The sequence below is a fragment of the Streptomyces pseudoechinosporeus genome, assembly GCF_054783935.1.
This window is the reverse complement of sequence record NZ_BAAGPS010000056.1, coordinates 41,966-59,713: the sequence shown is the minus strand read 5'-3', so window position 1 is coordinate 59,713 and position 17,748 is coordinate 41,966. Positions and strand designations below refer to the sequence as shown.

At 70.8% G+C, this 17,748-nt stretch carries 12 protein-coding genes and 2 pseudogenes; 10 read left to right on the top strand and 4 right to left on the bottom strand.

The features are described 5' to 3' along the window. Positions 1-67 precede the first annotated feature (67 nt). Positions 68-2,935, bottom strand: coding sequence for an AfsR/SARP family transcriptional regulator (locus ACYVO6_RS37120; protein WP_461069152.1), 2,868 nt, complete (start codon positions 2,933-2,935; stop codon positions 68-70). Between the two features lie 40 nt (positions 2,936-2,975). Beyond that, positions 2,976-4,214 (bottom strand): MFS transporter, encoded by a 1,239-nt coding sequence (locus tag ACYVO6_RS37115; protein WP_461069150.1) that lies wholly within the window; start codon positions 4,212-4,214, stop codon positions 2,976-2,978. Positions 4,215-4,457: 243 nt separating this feature from the next. Here ACYVO6_RS37115 and ACYVO6_RS37110 point away from each other — a divergent pair, with 243 nt between their 5' ends. The 10 genes and pseudogenes from ACYVO6_RS37110 to ACYVO6_RS37065 all read left to right on the top strand — a co-directional run. Beyond that, the gene (locus ACYVO6_RS37110) at positions 4,458-6,746 is read left to right on the top strand and encodes a xanthine dehydrogenase family protein molybdopterin-binding subunit (protein WP_461069148.1); all 2,289 of its coding nucleotides are present in this window, start codon (positions 4,458-4,460) and stop codon (positions 6,744-6,746) included. Beyond that, a complete protein-coding gene (locus ACYVO6_RS37105) occupies positions 6,743-7,675 on the top strand; it encodes an FAD binding domain-containing protein (RefSeq protein WP_461069146.1) in 933 nt (310 codons plus the stop codon). Before ACYVO6_RS37110 ends, ACYVO6_RS37105 begins: the two co-directional genes overlap by 4 nt. Then, positions 7,672-8,175 carry a (2Fe-2S)-binding protein gene (locus ACYVO6_RS37100; protein ID WP_461069144.1) on the top strand — a complete coding sequence of 168 codons (504 nt, stop codon included), beginning with the start codon at positions 7,672-7,674 and terminating at the stop codon, positions 8,173-8,175. Before ACYVO6_RS37105 ends, ACYVO6_RS37100 begins: the two co-directional genes overlap by 4 nt. Further along, positions 8,159-9,142, top strand: a complete 984-nt coding sequence (locus ACYVO6_RS37095; protein WP_461069142.1) for an amidohydrolase family protein — start codon at positions 8,159-8,161, stop codon at positions 9,140-9,142. Before ACYVO6_RS37100 ends, ACYVO6_RS37095 begins: the two co-directional genes overlap by 17 nt. Before the next feature lie 19 nt (positions 9,143-9,161). Next, positions 9,162-10,313 carry an XdhC family protein gene (locus ACYVO6_RS37090; protein WP_461069140.1) on the top strand — a complete coding sequence of 384 codons (1,152 nt, stop codon included), beginning with the start codon at positions 9,162-9,164 and terminating at the stop codon, positions 10,311-10,313. A 72-nt stretch (positions 10,314-10,385) separates the two neighbouring features. After that, positions 10,386-12,146 carry a pyruvate dehydrogenase gene (locus ACYVO6_RS37085; protein WP_461069138.1) on the top strand — a complete coding sequence of 587 codons (1,761 nt, stop codon included), beginning with the start codon at positions 10,386-10,388 and terminating at the stop codon, positions 12,144-12,146. A gap of 164 nt (positions 12,147-12,310) precedes the next feature. Beyond that, positions 12,311-12,903: pseudogene (locus ACYVO6_RS37080) on the top strand (aminoglycoside phosphotransferase family protein); the annotation flags it as partial. Between the two features lie 464 nt (positions 12,904-13,367). After that, on the top strand, positions 13,368-14,042 hold the full coding sequence (locus tag ACYVO6_RS37075; protein WP_461069136.1) for a DUF2637 domain-containing protein: 675 nt from the start codon (positions 13,368-13,370) through the stop codon (positions 14,040-14,042). A gap of 301 nt (positions 14,043-14,343) precedes the next feature. Next, positions 14,344-16,122 carry a recombinase family protein gene (locus tag ACYVO6_RS37070; protein WP_461069134.1) on the top strand — a complete coding sequence of 593 codons (1,779 nt, stop codon included), beginning with the start codon at positions 14,344-14,346 and terminating at the stop codon, positions 16,120-16,122. 170 nt (positions 16,123-16,292) lie between these two features. After that, a pseudogene (locus ACYVO6_RS37065) lies at positions 16,293-16,370 on the top strand (hypothetical protein); the annotation flags it as partial. A 172-nt stretch (positions 16,371-16,542) separates the two neighbouring features. On the opposite strand, the gene ACYVO6_RS37060 reads toward ACYVO6_RS37065, so the two are convergent. Beyond that, positions 16,543-17,007, bottom strand: coding sequence for a DUF5709 domain-containing protein (locus ACYVO6_RS37060; protein WP_461069132.1), 465 nt, complete (start codon positions 17,005-17,007; stop codon positions 16,543-16,545). A gap of 56 nt (positions 17,008-17,063) precedes the next feature. Further along, positions 17,064-17,738, bottom strand: a complete 675-nt coding sequence (locus ACYVO6_RS37055; RefSeq protein ID WP_461069130.1) for a DUF4232 domain-containing protein — start codon at positions 17,736-17,738, stop codon at positions 17,064-17,066. Positions 17,739-17,748 lie beyond the last annotated feature (10 nt).

Sequence of the window (17,748 nt, the reverse complement as noted above, 5' to 3'; positions counted from 1 at the left end):
GGCGGGAACGGCTGCTGAAACCGGTCCGGGCCGGGTCCACTTGTCGGTCCACTTGTCATGCGAGGTGTCATGCGAGACCGCACCTCTCGTTCTGCTCACGGAGTCGGGCCCGGACCTGGTCTGCGTCGGGGTGGCCGAGTGCGGTGAAGGTGGTGAGCGCCTGTCGCCAGGCGGCGTGCGCGTCGTCGGTGGCGCCCAACGCGAGGTGGGTGTCACCGATGTGGACGAGAGTGCAGGCTTCCATGTACGGCACGCCCAGCTCCCGGTAAAGGGCGAGCGCGTTGCGGTAGCCGAGGAGCGCGTGCGAGTGGCGGCCGAGGTGGTGATGGGCGTAGGCGATGCTGTCCCAGGTCGACGCCTGGCCGTAGCGGTCGCCGAGCCCCCGGAGGAGGGTCAGGGCCTGGAAGCAGTGGGCGAGGGCCTGCCGGTACTGGCCGAGCAGCGCGTGGTACCAGCCGACCGAGTTGAGGACGCTGGCCTGCGCCGCCCCGTCACCGCTGTCCCGGAACAGCTCCAGGACCTGCTGGTTGTGGCTCAGGGCGCCGGGGAGGTCGCCCTGCTGGTCGCATTCCCAGCCGAGGCTGCGATGTGTGTGCGCCCGCCCGATGTCGTCCCCCAGCTCGGTGAACAGCTTCAGTGCCCGGTGGAGGCGGGCACGGGTCCGGTCGTGCAGGCCCAGCCGTCCCTCGGCCCGGGCCAGTGCGCGCAGGCCGCGGGCCTCCCAGGCGGGATCGGACAGCCGTAGCGCCGACTCGAGCGCGGTGCGCTGGGCGGCCGCCCAGTCGTGCCAGTGGCCCCGCCGGTCGAAGAACGGCTCCAGGGACCAGGCGAGCAGGCAGACGAGCCGGTCGCGACCGGAGTCCGCGGCCGCCTCGACGACGGCGAGCAGCACCGGGTATTCGGCGGACAGCCAGTCCAGGGCCTGCCGGTCGTCGGCGAGCGGCTGCGCGGCGACTCCCGCCGGAGGGTGTCCCGGCGACACGGCATCCGCGTACGGCGCGAGGAGCCGGTCGGCGGCATGAGCGGTGTGCAGGTAGGACGCGTAGAGCCGGTCGATCGCCGCAGCACGCTCCGCCTCGGGGTGACACGTGTCCACGAGGTCGGCGGCGTGGGCGCGCAGCAGGTCGTGGAAGGCGTACCTGCCGGGGGCGTGTTCGCCCACCAGGCACACGTCGGCGAGTTCGGTCAGGAGGCGGCGCGCCTCCCGCACCGGGATACCGGCCAGTGCGGCCGCGGCGGGTACGGAGAAGTCGGGGCCGGGGTGCAGGGCCAGCAGCCGGAAGAGGCGGGCCGCCCCGGCCGAGACGGCGCCCAGGGACCAGGAGAAGACGGCGCCGACGTTCGCGGAGGCGTCGGTCCGGCTGAAGGCGTCGAGGCTGCCGTGCGCTTCGCGCAGCTCCGCGGCGACGGCCGACAGCGGGAAGTGCGGATGCGCGGCGGCGCGGGCGGCGACGCAGGCCAGTGCGAGCGGAAGGCCGGCGCACAGGGCGGTGATCTCGGCCACCGCCTCGGACTCGCCCGCGAGCCGCTCGGTGCCCAGTCGGCGGGCGAGGAACGCCCTGGCCTCTTCGGTGTCGAGCGGGCGCAGGGTCAGCGCATGAGCCCCGTGCGCGGAGACCAGCCCGGACAGCTGACTGCGGCTGGTGACGATGGTCAGACAGCCGGGGGTACCGGGCAGCAGCGGTCGTACTTGGTCGGTGTCGCGCGCGTTGTCCAGCAGGACGAGCAACCGCCTCCCGGCCAGCAGGCTGCGGTAGAGCGCGGCTTGGGCGTCCACGCCGTGCGGGACGCGGTGGGGCGGCACGCCGAGCGCCTCCAGGAAGAGACGGACGGCCTCGCCGGCGCTCATGACGGCTCCGGACGGGTCGAAGCCCCGGAGATTGACGTAGAGCTGTCCGTCGGGGAAGCGGTCGGCGACCCGGTGGGCGAAGTGCACGGCCAGTGTGGTCTTGCCGATGCCGGCCATGCCGCCGATGGCGCTGATGACCACCGTGTCGGCGGGCCGCGCGTCGTCGTTCGTGAGCAACCCCAGTACCTCGTCCAGGTCGCCGCGGCGGCCGGTGAACGTCCGCAGGTCGTGCGGCAGTTGAGTGGGAACCGGCGCGGGGGCCGCCCACGGGGCGGAGGGCGCCGCCGCGGTCGGCGGGGTGTCCTGCAGCGCGGTACGGCGGGCCTCGCGCAGTTCCGCCCCCGGGTCGAGGCCCAACTCGTCGGCGAGCCGGGAGCACGCGGCTTCGTACGTGCTCAGCGCCTCGGGCCGACGTCCTGTTGCCGTCAGCGTGAGGATCAGCCTGGCCAGCAGAGGTTCGTCGAGCGGGTTGCCGACGGCGGCTTCCCGGAGCGCGGGCAGCATCGCGTCCGGTACACCGGCACGGAGCGCGGCGTCCGCCGCCTCCCGCACGGCCGCGAGACGTTCGCGGTCGACCGAAGCGAACCTCGCGCGCTCGCGGACTTCCAGGGGGAGCCCGGAGGCCACCGGCCCTCGCCACAAGGACAGCGCCTCGGTGAAGAGTTCGACGGCCCGCGCGGGGGAGTCGTCGACGGGCGCCTGCCGGGCCTCGTCACACAGCCGGCGGAAACGCAGGAGGTCCAGGGAGTTGTCGTCGGCCGCCCACCGATAGCCGCCCGCGTCCCGTGTCAGCCAGCGGCCGACGGCCCGGGTGGGGAGGCCGGGCTCCACGAGGCGGCGCAGCGCCCCGACATGACGGCGGATCACATTGGCGGCGCTGTGGGGTGGACGCGGGCCCCAGAGGACTCCGACGATCTCGCTCAGGGCGACGGGCTGCCCCGCCCGAACCAACAGCAGTGCCAGCAAGGCCCGTTCCTGCGGACTCCCGAGCGTCAGTTCCGCTCCCGCCCGTCGCACCGCGACCGGACCCAGGACCGCGAACCGCACCGGCTCCAGCTCCACCCCGTCTCCCTCAGATCTCTCCATCGTCACCATGACCTTACGTGACCGATCGAGTTACCCACCGTTACAGGCCGGCCGGGCTCGGCTTCGCCGCTGGGCGCTGCGGGCGTTCGGAGAGCCAGTAGAGGAGAGCGGCCAGGGGAAGGGCGGCACCGAGGACGCTGAGGCCGGTCCAGCCTCCCGCGTGGTAGACGACCGACCCCAGCTGGGAGCCTGCCGCGCCACCGAGGAAGAACGTGGCGATGAAGGCGCTGTTGAGGCGGGCACGGGCGTCGGGGTCGAGCTGGTAGACCGTGTGCTGGCCGAGGATGAGCGTGGTCTGTACGGCCATGTCGATCAGGATCGCGGCCAGGGCGAGGAGTACGACGCTGTGCCCGCCGAACCCCGCGAGCGCGAAGGCGACGGCGGCGACCACGAAGGCGACACCGGTCACGGGACGTACGAGTCCTCGGTCGGCCCAGCGCCCGGCGAACGGGGCGACGGCCGCACCGGCCGCGCCCACGAGGGCGAAGACACCGACGGCGAGCGGCGAGTAGTGGAAGCGGGGACCGGTCAGGACGAAGGAGACGGTGGTCCAGAAGGCACTGAACGCGCCGAACATCGCCGCCTGGTAGAGGCCGCGGCGCACCAGTACGGGGTGGGTGCGCACCAGCCGGACCGTGGAGCGCAGTACGTGGTGGTACGGCATGTCCGTGGTCGGAGCGTGCCGCGGCAGGGCCGCGCGCAGCAGCAGCGCGAGGACGGCCATCAGGGTGGCGGAGCCGAGGAAGACGACACGCCAGCCGGCGAGGTCGGAGACCAGGCTGCTGAGCGTGCGGGAGAGCAGGATCCCGGTGAGCAGTCCGCTCATCACCTGGCCGACGACGCGGCCCCGGGCGTGGTCGGGGGCGAGGCTCGCGGAGAAGGGCACCAGGATCTGGGCGACGACCGAGGTGGCGCCGCTGACCAGCGAGGCGATCAGCAGGACGGGGAAGTTGGGGGCGAGCCCGGCCGCCACAAGGGCGAGGGTCGTGACCGCCAGCAGGGCGGTGATCAGGTTGCGCTTCTCCAGCCGGTCGCCGAGCGGGACCAGGAAGAGCATGCCGATCACATAGCCGACCTGGGTGAGGGTGATCAGGGTTCCGGCGGTGGCCGCGCTGGTGTGGAAGACGTCGCTCAGTGAGGACAGCAGGGGCTGGGCGTAGTAGAGGTTGGCGACCGTCATGCCGGAGGCGACGGCCAGGAGTGCGACCAGTCGGCCCGGTACGCCATGAGACGCGTCCTGGGTGATGGACGGGCTCTTGGTCTGGGGTGTCGCGGACATGTGCACCTTCTTTCGTCACGCACGTCAGCACCGGCCCGACTCTCTTCCTTCCTCACCGGATGCGATGGTTCGGGATGTCAGTCATCTCGATCGGAGATGAGCACACTGTCCGGTATGTGCCGGCAGCGCACGGCTTCCGTTCCCACAGCGCACAGCCTTCCGCCAGGGCCCCGCACCCGCTCATTACGCGGTTAGCGTCGAATCCGTTGTAGGCGCCACCCGCAATGACACGAACGTCGAGGTGTGTTTGTGGAGCAATGGAAAAGGCGTGAGGACGAACGGCTTCTCACCGGCCGAGGACGCTATGTCGCCGACATGAAAGTCCCGGGATGTCTGGACGCGGCATTCGTGAGGAGCAAAGTCGCTCACGGTGTACTGCGCGAAGTGAATTGCGCCGCCGCTCGTGATGTTCCCGGCGTGGTGGGGGCCTGGTCGGCGGAGGATCTGCCGGATCTCCCCCTGGTTCCGTACACCCTGCTGGCCGGGCTGTCCACGGAGGAGGCCGTGGCCGGCCGGGAGTGGCCCGCGCTCGTGAAGGACCGGGTGCGGTACCCGGGTGAGGCGCTGGCGGTCGTCCTGGGGGAGGACCGCTACCGCGCGGAGGACGGCGCCGCCGAGGTCACCTTCTCCGTCGATCCGCTGCCCGCGGTGGTCACGCCGACTGACGCGGCGGACGACTCCGTTCGCCTCTTCGATGGCCTCGGCAACGTCGCCCTGCGCGGCGAGGCCGGGCAGCCGATCGACGACTCCGTGTGGCAGGAGGCGGCCGCAGTGGTGGAGGGCCGGTACCGCCAGCAACTGCTGATGCCGAGCCCGATGGAGTGCCGGACGATCCTCGCCGTGCCCGAGGAGGGCGGGCTGACCGTGTGGTCCGGGCATCAGATGCCCCACCGGCTGCGCCGTGAACTGGCCGCTCTGCTGGGCTGGTCCACCGACCGCGTACGGGTCGTCGTACCGGACACCGGCGGCGCCTTCGGGTCGAAGAGCGCGGCCTTCCCGGAGTTCGTCGTGGTCGCCTTTCTCGCCGTGAAACTCGGCCGGCCCGTCCGCTGGATCGAGGACCGTCTGGAGTCGATGCTCGTCGCGACCCGGGGCCGGGGCCAGGACCAGCGGGTCCGGCTCGCGTCCGACGCCGAAGGACGGCTGCTCGCCTACGAGTTGACCATCGACGCCGACATCGGCGCCTACCCGCACCTCGGTGCCGGACTGCCGATGCAGACCGCCTGGATGGCGACCGGCCCGTACACGACCCCCCAGGTCCACGCGACCCTGCGCTCGGTACTGACCAACACGATGATGACGTACCCCTATCGGGGAGCGGGCCGGCCCGAGGCGGCGATCGCCCTGGAGCGGGCGATGGACGCCCTGGCCCGCCGCCTGGAGACGGACCCCGCCGAACTGCGGCGCCGCAACTTCATTCCGCCCGAGGACTTCCCGTACGACACCCCCACCGGCCGGCGCTACGACAGCGGGAACTACACCGCGGCCCTCGACCTGGCCCTCGACACCCTCGACTACGACAAGTGGCGTGCCGAACAGGCCCGGCGCCGCGACGACCCGAACGCCCTGCCCCTGGGGATCGGGCTCTCCTGCTACGTGGAGCGCTCCGGCGGCGAGCCGGGCGGTCTGCACGAGTTCGGCGGCGTCGAGGCACACGCGGACGGCACGGTCACCGCCCGCTGCGGGACCGCCCCCAGCGGCCAGAGCCACGAGACGGTCTTCCCCGCACTGGTCGCCAAGACCCTCGGCATCGAGGAGTCACGGGTCCGGCTCGTCGAGGGCGACACCCGTGAGCAGCCCGAAGGGCTGGGCTCCTTCGCCAGCCGCTCGGCGCAGGTGGCCGGCGCGATGCTTCAGCACGCCTCCCGGCTGCTCGTCGACGAGGCCCGGGACCGGGCGGCGAAGCTGTGGCGGGTGCCCGTCGACGAGGTCGAGTGGTCGGACGGCACGGTGCACGCGGTCCACGACGGTCCGGGGTCCATGAGCATGAGCCTCGCCGAACTGGTCGAGGCCACCGGGCCGCTGCGCGTCGACGACCGTTTCGAGGCAGGCGTGGCCTTCCCGTTCGGCGCCCACGCCGCCGTGACCGAGGTCGATCCGGAACTGGGCACCGTGCGCGTCCTCCAACTGGTCGCGGTGGACGACTGCGGAGTCGTGCTCGACCCCGCTGTCGTGCACGGGCAGGCGTTCGGCTCGGCCGTGCAGGGCATCGGGCAGGCGCTGTACGAGGGCATGTCCTTCGACGAGAACGGGATGCCCGCGCTGTCCAGGGGCTTCCTCGACTATCTGCTGCCGACGGCCACCGAGATCCCGCCCATCGAGATCAAGGACACCTGTACGCCGAGCCCCGTCACGCCCCTCGGCGCCAAGGGTGCGGGCGAGTCAGGCTGCATCGGCACCCCGGCCGCCGTCGTCAACGCGGTCGCCGACGCGCTGGACCTCGCCGACCCCGACCTGCTCCAGATGCCGCTCACCCCGGACGTGGTGTGGCGAGCGGCCCGAACTCCGAAGCGAGAGAAGGAAGTCCGGTGAAACCCGCCCCCTTCGACTACGTCGTGCCGCGCACCGTCCGCGAGGCCGTGGACGCCCTCGGTGACACGGGACGCAAGGCCCAGGTGCTCGCCGGCGGACAGAGCCTCATCCTGGAGATGCATCTCCAGCGCATCAGCCCGGAGCTGGTCGTCGACATCAACCGCATCCCGGAGCTCGGTCACCTGAGCGTCGCGGACAGCACCCTGCGCGTGGGCGCCCTGGTACGCCACGCCGTCTTCGAATCGCCGGGGGCCGTTCCCGGCCCGCTCGGCACGCTGCTCGCCCGCGCCGTCGTCAACATCGCCCATCCCCCCATCCGCTCCCGCGGGACCATGGCCGGCAGTTTCGCCTGGGCACATCCCGCCTCCGAGTGGTGCGCGATCGGCGTCGCCCTGGATGCCGTGGTCGAGCTGCGAGGTCCTGACGGGGCGCGCGAGGTCGCCGCCGCCGACTACTTCCAGGGCCCCTATCGGACCGCGCGTCGCCCGCAGGAGCTGATCACCGCCGTACGTCTCCCCCTCCTCGGTGAGGACACGGGCGTGAGCTTCGTCGAGCACCGGCGCACCCACTTCACCTTCGCCCAGGTGGCCGTGGCGGCGGCGCTGACCGTGCGGGACGGAGTGATCGACGAGGCCCGCATAGGGCTGGTCAACTCGGCCGACAGGCCGGTGCGGGCACGCGCCGCCGAGCAGGCGCTGATCGGCGCGCAGGCCGACGCGCCCCCGGCCGGCCACCGTCTCCCGGAGGACCATCCGTTCGCCCTCGCGGGCCGGATCGCCGCGACGGAGGACGCCGCGCCCGTGGCCGAGCCGTACGCCGATGTCGAGTACAAGCGGCAGGCCGTCGCGGTCCTGGTCGCCAGAACGCTGCGCGAGGCGGCGGCGGACCAGCGGGCACGCGGCGCCGCACACCAGGGAGACCACCGATGAAGATCACCCTCAACGTGAACGGCGACGCCCACCCGCTCGACGTCGAACCGCGGCGCATACTCGCCGACGTACTGCGGGAGGACTGCGGCCTCACCGGTACGCATCTGGGCTGCGAGCACGGAATCTGCGGGGCCTGCACTGTCCTGGTCGACGGCCGGGCCGTACGTTCCTGCCTCATGTTCGCCGTGCAGTGCGACGGCAGCTCGGTGCGCACGGTGGAAGGCCTCGCCGGACCCGACGGAGAGCCGCACCCCCTCCAACGGGCCTTCTCCGCCGAACGCGCCCTGCAGTGCGGCTTCTGCACACCGGGCTTCCTCATGGTGGCCGCCGGCGCGCTGGAGGACGATCCCGGCCTCGGCGACGACCCGGAGGCCGTCGCCGGCCTGGTCGGCTCCAACATCTGCAGGTGCACCGGCTACGAGCCCATCAAGCGCGCCATCACGCGCGCGGCACAGGAGCAGGCACAGGCGCAAGGAGGCAGCCATGGCTCTCACCGGTGACATCCGTGCGGGCGTCATCGACGTCCACGCCCACTGGCTGCCGCGCGAACTACTCGCCCTTCCGCCCGGGAATCCCTACGGAGGCATGAACGACCGCGACGGCGAACTCTTTCTCGGCGACACCCCGTTGTCGTTCGCGACCGCGGCGATGACCGACATCGACACCGTCGCCGCCGACACCGTGAAGGCCGGCCTCGGCACCCGGGTCGTCTCGGCGCCGCCGTTCGCCTTCCCGGTCCACGCGCCGTCCGATGCCGACGCCTACGTCGCCGCGTACAACGAACAGCTCTCCCAGGCCGTGGCCGGCACCGACGGAACGCTCGTCGGACTCGGCCTGGTCCGGCTGGACGACGTGACCGCCGCCCGTCGGGAGCTGACGCGACTGGCGAGGGCCGACGGCATCGCGGGCGTCGCCGTGCCTCCCCTCGCGCAGGGACGTTCCTACGCCGACGGCACCATGCGCGAAGTCCTCGGCGTGGCCGCCGAATTGGGCCTCGCCGTGCTCGTCCACCCCATGCAACTGCCACGCCCCGAGTGGGACCACCACTACCTGGTCAACCTGATCGGCAACCCGGTGGAAACCACGACCGCCGTGGCCTCCGTGCTCCTGGGCGGCGTACTGGAGGAACTCCCGGACCTGCGGATCTGCTTCGTCCACGGCGGTGGCTGCGCGCCATCCCTGGTGGGCCGGTGGGACCACGGATGGCGTACGCGCGACGACGTACGCCGAGGAAGCAGCCGCCCGCCGAGCGAATCCTTCACCCGGCTCTACTTCGACACGGTCACCCAAGACCCGGCGGTGCTCCGGCTGCTCCGCGCCCACGCCGCACCGGACCGCATCCTGTGCGGCAGCGACTACCCCTTCGACATGGCCCAGCCGGATCCCGCCGGCTTCCCCCAGGACCACGGAATCGACGCGGCGACGCTCGAAGTGAACGGCCGCGTGTTCCTCGGCCTGACACCCTGACAGCCATTCGGAGAGACCCATGCGACAACTGGCACGCCACCTGCTCGATTGGCACGCCTCCGATGCGACGTACGCCGTCGTGAGTGTCGTGGCGGTACGGGGCAGCGCCCCGCTGCAGCCGGGATCGGCCCTGTGCGTACGCGCCGACGGCACCGCTCTGGGGAGCGTGTCGGGAGGCTGCGTCGAGGGAGCGGTGTACGAACTGGCGCGAGAGACGCTGCTCTCGGGCCGGTCGCGGCGCGCGAGCTTCGGATACTCCGACGACGACGCTTTCGCCGTCGGGCTTACCTGCGGGGGCGAGATCGACGTCTTCGTCCAGACCGTGGACGGAGAAGCGGCTCGCACCCTTGCCACCGCTCACAAGGCGGTGACCGCAGGGCGGCCGGTCGTCGTGGCCCGGGTGATCTCGGGTCACGACGACCGGGCGGGGCGAGTGATCGCCGTACGGGAGGACCGGCGCCGGGGAAGCACCGGCCGGGCGGATCTGGACGCCGCCGTCCTGGCCGACGCCCGCCTGATGCTGGGCCTCGACGGCACCCGGGTGCAGGCGTACGACACCGGGGAGGGCACCGGGACAGACGTGCTTCTGGAGGCGTGGGCACCGAGACCCCGGCTACTCGTCTTCGGAGCCAACGACCACGCCGCCGCGACGGCCGAACTCGGAGCCTTTCTCGGGTACCGGGTCACAGTCTGCGACGCCCGCCCGACCTTCACCACACCCGAACGTTTCCCCGCCGCCCACGAGGTGGTGGTCGACTGGCCGCACCGCTACCTGGCGGATACGGAAACCGATCGCCGCACGGTGGTGTGCGTGATGACGCACGACCCCAGATTCGACGTACCCCTGCTCACCGAGGCCCTGCGCAGACCCTTGGCGTACGTGGGCGCACTCGGCTCCCGTCGCACCCACGCGGCCCGTACCCAGGAACTCCGGAACGCCGGCGTATCACCGGCCGCGCTGGCCGGACTGCGCTCGCCCGTCGGCCTCGACCTCGGCGCCTCCACACCCCAGGAGACCGCCGTGTCGATCGCCGCGGAACTCATCGCCCTGCGCAACGGCCGCAGCGGACAGGCGCTCTCGGTGACCGGCGGACCGATTCGCGCCCGGCGGGAGAGCGACGCCGGGGCCGACGACGAGCGGTGCACTGTCGGGCTCCCACCGGTGCGCTGACGAGTAACTCCGCACTCCCACTCCTGCCTAGCCTGATCATCGCCCCACGCCGGACCACCCTGGAGGACCGCCATGGCCAAGCAGACCGTTGCCGAGCAGTACGTCGACCTCCTGGCCCGCGCCGGTGTGCGCCGCATGTACGGCGTGGTCGGCGACAGCCTGAACCCCGTCGTCGACGCGATCAGACGGCACGACGCCCTCGAGTGGGTCCAGGTCCGGCACGAGGAGGTCGCCGCCTTCGCCGCCGGTGCCGAAGCGCAGCTCACCGGCAGGCTGGCTGCCTGCGCGGGCTCCTGCGGACCCGGCAATCTGCACCTGATCAACGGCCTTTACGACGCCCACCGCTCGATGGCCCCCGTCCTCGCTCTGGCTGCTCAGATCCCCAGCAGTCAGATCGGCACCGGGTACTTCCAGGAGACCCATCCCGACCGGCTGTTCGCGGAGTGCAGTCACTACTCGGAACTGATCTCCTCGCCCCGGCAGATGCCCCGGGTGGTGCAGACGGCGATCCAGCACGCGGTCGGCCGACGAGGCGTGTCGGTGGTGGCCCTGTCCGGCGACATCGCCGCGGAGCGCTCCCCGGACGGCGGGGCCGACCTCGCGATACCGCTGGACCGGCCCGCCGTCCGTCCGAGCGACCACGAACTGGCCCGGCTGACGGACCTGGTGGACGCCGCAGAGAAGGTCACGGTGTTCTGCGGCCGGGGTGTCGAAGGCGCCCACGCGGAGGTGATGGCGTTCGCCGAGAAGGTCAAGGCTCCCGTGGGGCACGCGTTGCGCGGCAAGGAGCACATCCAGTACGACAACCCGTTCGATGTGGGCATGTCCGGCCTGCTGGGCTACGGCGCCGCGTACGAGGCGATGCACGAGTGCGACCTGCTGATTCTCCTCGGCACCGACTTCCCGTACACGGACTTCCTGCCCCGCGACGTCAGGACGGTGCAGATCGACATCCAGCCCGAACGGCTGGGCCGGCGCACGCAGTTGGACTTCGCCGTCTGGGGAGACGTCCGCGAGACCCTGAAGTGCCTGACGCCGGAGGTGCGCGAGAAGCCGTCCCGCCGGTTCCTCGACCGGATGCTGGACCGGCACGTCCACGCACTCGAAGGCGCGGTCGGCGCCTACACGCGCAACGTCGAGAAGCACACTCCGATCCACCCCGAGTACGTGGCATCAGTGCTCGACGAAGAGGCGGCCGACGACGCGGTCTTCACCGTCGACACGGGGATGTGCTGCGTCTGGGCCGCCCGCTACCTGACCCCGAACGGCCGTCGCCGCATCCTCGGCTCCTTCGTGCACGGCTCGATGGCCAACGCGCTGCCCCAGGCCATCGGCGCGCAATTCCTGGACCGCGGCCGACAGGTGGTCTCCCTCTCGGGCGACGGCGGATTCTCCATGCTGATGGGCGACTTCCTGACGCTTGTGCAGTACGGCCTGCCGGTGAAGGTGGTCCTCTTCAACAACTCCTCTCTGGGCATGGTCGACCTGGAGATGATGGTCGACGGTCTGCCTCCGCACGGAACCGCATACCCGCACACCGACTACGCAGCCATCGCCACCGCGGCCGGAGCGCACGGCATCCGGGTCGAGAAGCCCGGGGAGGTGCGCGACGCCCTGCGCGAAGCCTTCTCCCACGACGGGCCGGCACTGATCGACGTGGTCACCGACCCCAACGCGCTCGCCGTCCCGCCCAAGATCACCTCCGAACAGGTCACTGGCTTCGCCTTGTCCGCGAGCCGTGCCGTCCTCACCGGCGGCGTCGGGCGCATGATCCAGCTGGCCCGGGCCAACCTGCGGAATGTTCCGCGCCCTGAGCGCCCCATGCATGGATGAAGGTGTCGCGACTCCCGATCGCCCCGAGGGAGGACCCGTGCGTTCATTGCCATGGTTTTCCTCGGCGCGGCACCCGTCATCAACACGCCCCAACCTCTCGGGCTTCGGAGCCTACAACTCCTTCACTACGCGCTCACCTGCTCCTCCGTAGCTGACAAGTCGAATCCTTCCTCAGGCTGGCCGAGGCTCTTGAGGTTCCCGTCGCACCTGGCGTGTCCGACGAGCTCGATGACCTCGTGCATCGGCTTGGCCAGGCATCGGGCCATGCCCTTCTCCACGGGGACCCATGTCCCGGCAATGACCTGCACACCACCAGCGGGATCAGGTTCATCGACTTCGCACAGGCCTCATTGGGCAGCGGACTGGTGGAGCTCGCCTACCTGCGCATCGGCTTCCCGACGTGCTGGTGTGTCACCGCGGCATCCGCTCCGCTGCTGGACTGGGCGGAGACCGCCTACCGCACGGCATGGCTCACCGCGACCGGTACCGACCTCCACGGCGATCTCGCCGACGCGTGCGCCGGCTGGCTGCTACGAGGCGACGCGCTGGTCGAGAGGGCCCACCGCGGAACCACTGACCACCTGGCCCGGATCCCGGACCGGGACTGGAAGTGGGGCACCGCGACCGCCCGGCAACGGCTCGTCCACCGGCTCGGTGTCGGCCGTCGTCGCGTGGTCGGCTGGGCAACCACCGACCTTCCGCGGACCGAGCTGGTAGCCGACGCCCTGCGGGCCGCCTGCAGGCCCGCTGGCCATGAGGCTGCGATGGTGTCGGTCAAAGCGGAACAAGCTCAGCGGCCCGAGGCGTCGACCCGGAGCAGGGCGCTCCTGATACGTTCCGTCGCGCAAGAAGGACCAGTACCCCGCAAAGGGCTGCGAGGAGTTGAGAAGGACCTCGTTGCAGAGCGTGTCCCAATGCTTGCTGTAGTTCAACCCCGGGCTCGAACCTGCGGGACGTGCAGAGTTCCCGAAATCCATATCTGCCTGGGGCGATGCTCAGCAGAGCGGCGGAGGTCGTCTCCGGCCCGGTGTGCAGCGAGCTGCCATTGGAAGGGCCACCGGTAGGCCGTTTAGCCTATCTGACCTGCAGAAACACCGAGTGTAGCGGAGCGCCCCCGGCGGGGCCACCTGCAGATGGTTGCAGGGCTGACCAGCGGTTTCTTGTTGGGCGGCTGGTGGTGGAGGGGCGGTTTCGTCCTGCGGCGTGGGATGGGTCGGTGTGATGGGCGACTCAGACGTGAGGTCGGTCCCGAGCGAAGGGCTGCGCCGGACGGCGAGGGGCGGATCACCTGATCTTGATGCGTGGCTGCGGTGTGGCTGTGCGCTGGTGGTGGCGGGGGTTGCGGCGTATGCGTCGTACGTTCATCAGCGGGATTTCGCTCTGCAGGGTGGCGCGGATGAGGTGAGTGCGTCGTTGTGGCCGCTGTCGGTTGACGGTTTGTTGCTGCTGGCGACGGTCGGTCTGCTGAAGCCGTCCGGGGGCGGTGGCCGTCGGGCACGATACGCCGTGTGGCTGGCCTTTCTGCTGGGGATCGTGGTGTCCCTGGCGGCCAATATCGCGGCCGCGCCTTCGCTGGCCTGGAAGCCGGTGCTGGTTGCCGGGTGGCCGCCGGTCGCGCTGCTGCTGTCGGTGGAATTGCTGGCGCATCGGCCCACTGTTCGAGCGAGGGTTGAGCTCGGTGCTGGAGATCATGGTGAAGGCGATGCGGGCCGTGATCGCACCCAGGATGACCGACTGCTGGAGCGTGCCCGACTCGTGGACGCGCGCCACCGGGATCTGCATCAGCGCCCGGTCTCGGCTGAGTCGTTGCGCAAGGAATTGCGGATCGGTGCGGACCGGTCGAGGCAGTTGGTGGCGCTGGTGCGTGCGAGCCGCAATGGCGGTGTCCGAGAGTGAGTGCCGACGCTTCAAGACTGCCTTGACAACCTCTGATTGCACCCGTTTGGAGCGGTTTTCTCGCAGGGCCTGCAGTGCAGTTGCAGTAGCTGATGGTCGATGGCGGGTTCCGGTTGGTGCTGGGTGAGCGGGGCGATGGATGGGTAGTCCGGAGGCGATTCAGGTATGGGTTGCCTCGCGGCGTACGGACGGAGCAGAATCGCGCCGCGGCCTTGGCGACCCCTGTTCAGCTGAGGGCTCGCGGGTGGTTTTGGTGGCGTGGGTGGGCCGGACGTCGACTTTTGATCAGCAGGATCCGACGTTGTCGCTGCCCCGGCAGCTACGGGTGTGCCAGCGAGTCCTGCCGGAGGGCGCGGTCATCACGGCCCACTTCTACGACGTGGAGTCCGGGCGCATAGAGCTTGCCGAGCGCGGTGGTGGGACGGGCCATGAGCGGATAGAGATCCCGGTGCCGCGGGATGGCGGTATCGGGGATCTGCTGCGGGAGACGAGCCGTCCGGACCGGCGGTTCGATGCGGTGATCTGTGAGTCGATCGATCGGATTGCGCGGCACACGTATCTGGCGACGGAGTTCGAATACCGGCTGGAGCAGGCGGGGGTGGTGCTGTGGGCGGCGGATGAGCCGATCCGGGCAGCAGCTGGCCGGAGCCGACGGGGCCGCAGTGCGACGGAGGTGTTGATCCGCCGGGTGAAGCAGGGGGTGGCCGAGTGGTACGTCACCGAGTTGCTGGAGAAGTCCTGGGCGGGCTTCGAGACCCATGCCGAGCAGGGTTACAACGTCGGCAAGCCCTGCTATGGCTACCGTGCCCGGCGGGTGCCGCACCCGGTGCCGGCGCGCCGGGCCAAGGGCATGAAGAAGACGCTGCTCAAGGCCCATCCGGTCGAGGGCCCTGTGGTGTCCAGGTGCTTTGCCTGGCGGGTGGCGGAGGAGCTCAGCTACCGGCAGATCGCCGAGCAGCTGAACGCTGATCTGCTCACCCATCCGCCGCCGACCCCGGTGGACGCCGCGAGGGCGGCGGGGCGCTGGACCACCTCCAGTGTCCGGGAGGTGCTGACGAATCCGAAGTACACCGGGCACATGGTGTGGAACCGGCGGGCGCGCAAGGGCACCGGCCGCAACCGCCTCAACCCGGTGGAGGAGTGGGTGTGGTCCACCGCACCGGCGCACGAGGCGCTGGTCGGTCTGGAGACGTTCGTGCGGGCGCAGCAGGTCGCCGAGCGCCGTCGGCGCTCGCGCGGCGCCGCGGGCGTGAACCGGCACCCGCAGACCAACCGCATCTACCGGCTGCGCGGATACGTGTTCTGTGTCCTGTGTGGCCGCCGTATACAGGGCAAGCCCAGCGGACGGACCGTCTACTACGTGTGCGCGCCGAAGGCGGAATACCGGCCCGAAGGGCATCCGCCCAGTATCTGGATGCGTGAGGACGCGCTCCTCGGTCACCTCGCCGCCTTTCTGTGCGTCCACGTCTTCGGCACGGCACGGCATCAACTGCTCAAAGCTCACACGGGAGTGGTCGATGCGGAGCAGCGGGAGCGGCAGCAGCGGCTGTCGTCCCTGCGGACGGCCGCCGCGGACTGCGCGGCCAGGAGCCGCCGTCTGCTGCAGAACATGGAACTTCTGGACTGGCCCGACCTGGGCCTTGTCCACGAGATTGCGGCGCGCCATGCCGTTCTGCGTGCGCAGCGGCAGAACCTCCAGCAACAACTCGCCGCCGCGTTGAAAGACGTCGACGACCACGAGCGGCATCGGGCGGGGATGGTCAAGCCGCTCAGCCAGGTTCCCGTGGCACCCGCCCAGCTGTCCTGTCTGCCGGACGAGCTGTCCCGCCCGCTCTTCGACACCCTGCGCCTGGCGGTTCGCTATGACGGCCGAACCGGCGAAGCCGTGTGCAGGATCGTCCTCCCCTTCGGTGTCACGAAGGAGGCGCTGCACCAGCTCACGGGGAGCGAGGCTCTCACCGTCCGGTGTGAAGTCGCTGTCGCGGACCGGGCGGATGCTGAAGTGGTGCAGAAGCAGCAGGCCCAGGCGATGGTGAGGGTACTGGCCTGGCTGGCGGGCCAAGGGTGCGACGCGGCATAGGAGCGGGCACGACATATTTTAGGGATTCCCGGCGTACAGCCCGACTCGTCTGCCATTAGGGCTCTGACTTGGTCTTTTGGCCTGGTCGGGGCCCTTTGTCGTGTCTGGGCACATCCGCCCTGCACGCGGCCCGCAACCGCAGACTGCGCGTCGCCGAGGGCCTGGCGTTCGTGGGCTTCGACGGCATCGAGGACGCCCCGTACGCCAACTCGGCCCTGACGTCCGTCGTGCCCGACAAGCGGCAGCTCGCCGACCGAGCCCTGCAGTGCCTGGCGGACCGCATCTACAGCCCCGGCGCGGGCGTGTCGCCGCTCGATATCGTCGTGCCCACCATCTGGAGGTGCGCGCGAGTACGCGTCCCGCGGAGGACGCCCAGTTGGACGGCGCGGCCTCGTGGGGCCGGAGCGCCGTGCCGGAACGTCAGTCGGGCTCGCCGTCCAGGATCACGTGCATCGCCGCCTCCTCCGCCGACGCACCGGCTCCGTCAAGCCCCCAGTCGGACGCGAACAGGCCCGACTCGGTGTTCTCGTGACTGCCTTCGTCCGGCGCCACGAGCCGTCCCGCCCGCACGTCACCGACCTCGTCGTCGATCAGCTCGCCGTCCGTGCCGCCGATGTCGCCGATCCCGTCGCCCTCCGGGATCCCGACGTCGGGCAACTCCTCCGAGAGGCGCTCGTCCAGGCTCTCCCCTCGCCGCCGCTCCGCCGCCGTGACACCCGTGTGCTCCACGCCCCACGGCTTCTCCGGAGGCGAGTAGCCCTCGTCCAACACCTCGTCGCCGCCCCGGTAGTCCAGAGTGTCCGACGCGTCCAGCAGGCCGGCGTCGTCCTGCACCTCGGACCCGTCCGGCTGGTACACGTCGTCACCCGTCATCTCATCAGTCATCCGTGCTCCATCGTCGTCCTGGAAGAAAAGGAACCGTCATCCGCGCCATCACCGGATCAGCCGCCGTCGCCCGGTCTGAGCGGGCTCACCCGCGGCACTGACGCCTTGCCCGTGTTGGAGACCTCGCCACCGGTCCAGCGGACCGAGAGCGGGGCCGTCTCGTCGGGTGGCGTGAGGAGAACAGCCGCCGGGGTCACGGTGGTGACGCCGGTGAGGGCCGGGTTGGTGTAGGTCATCGCCGACCAGGCGCTGGCTCCGGGCGTGAGCGTCACGGTCTGCCGCGTCTCGCCGGTGACCCGCTCGGGATCGGGGGTGACCGCCTCGCCTTCGCCGTTGACGAACGCCACTCCGGGGAAACCGCGCACCGTGCAGGTGCGGCGGGAACCGTTGGTCAGAACGAGGGCGACATTCGACTGACCGGCTCCCGGATGGTTGGCACCTATGGACGCCCTCAGTTCCGAGGTGTGGCAGCGGCGCCGCATCGCCGGTACGGCGGGCTCCGGTGACGCCGTGCCGGTGCCGAGGGAGGGTGCCGGTGTCGGGTTCTGCTCGCTGGACGGGCCGGAGGTGCCGCCACCACTGGTCACTGTGACCGTGGCGGTCCCCGTGGGCGACGAGGCGCCAGGCGCGACAGGGCTGTCTCCCGCGGTGTCGTCCGTGCTCCCGCTCGTGCACCCGGCCAACACAGCGCAGAAGACGAGAAGGCCGGGCAGGAGTACGCGGTGCGTCACGTTGCTTCCC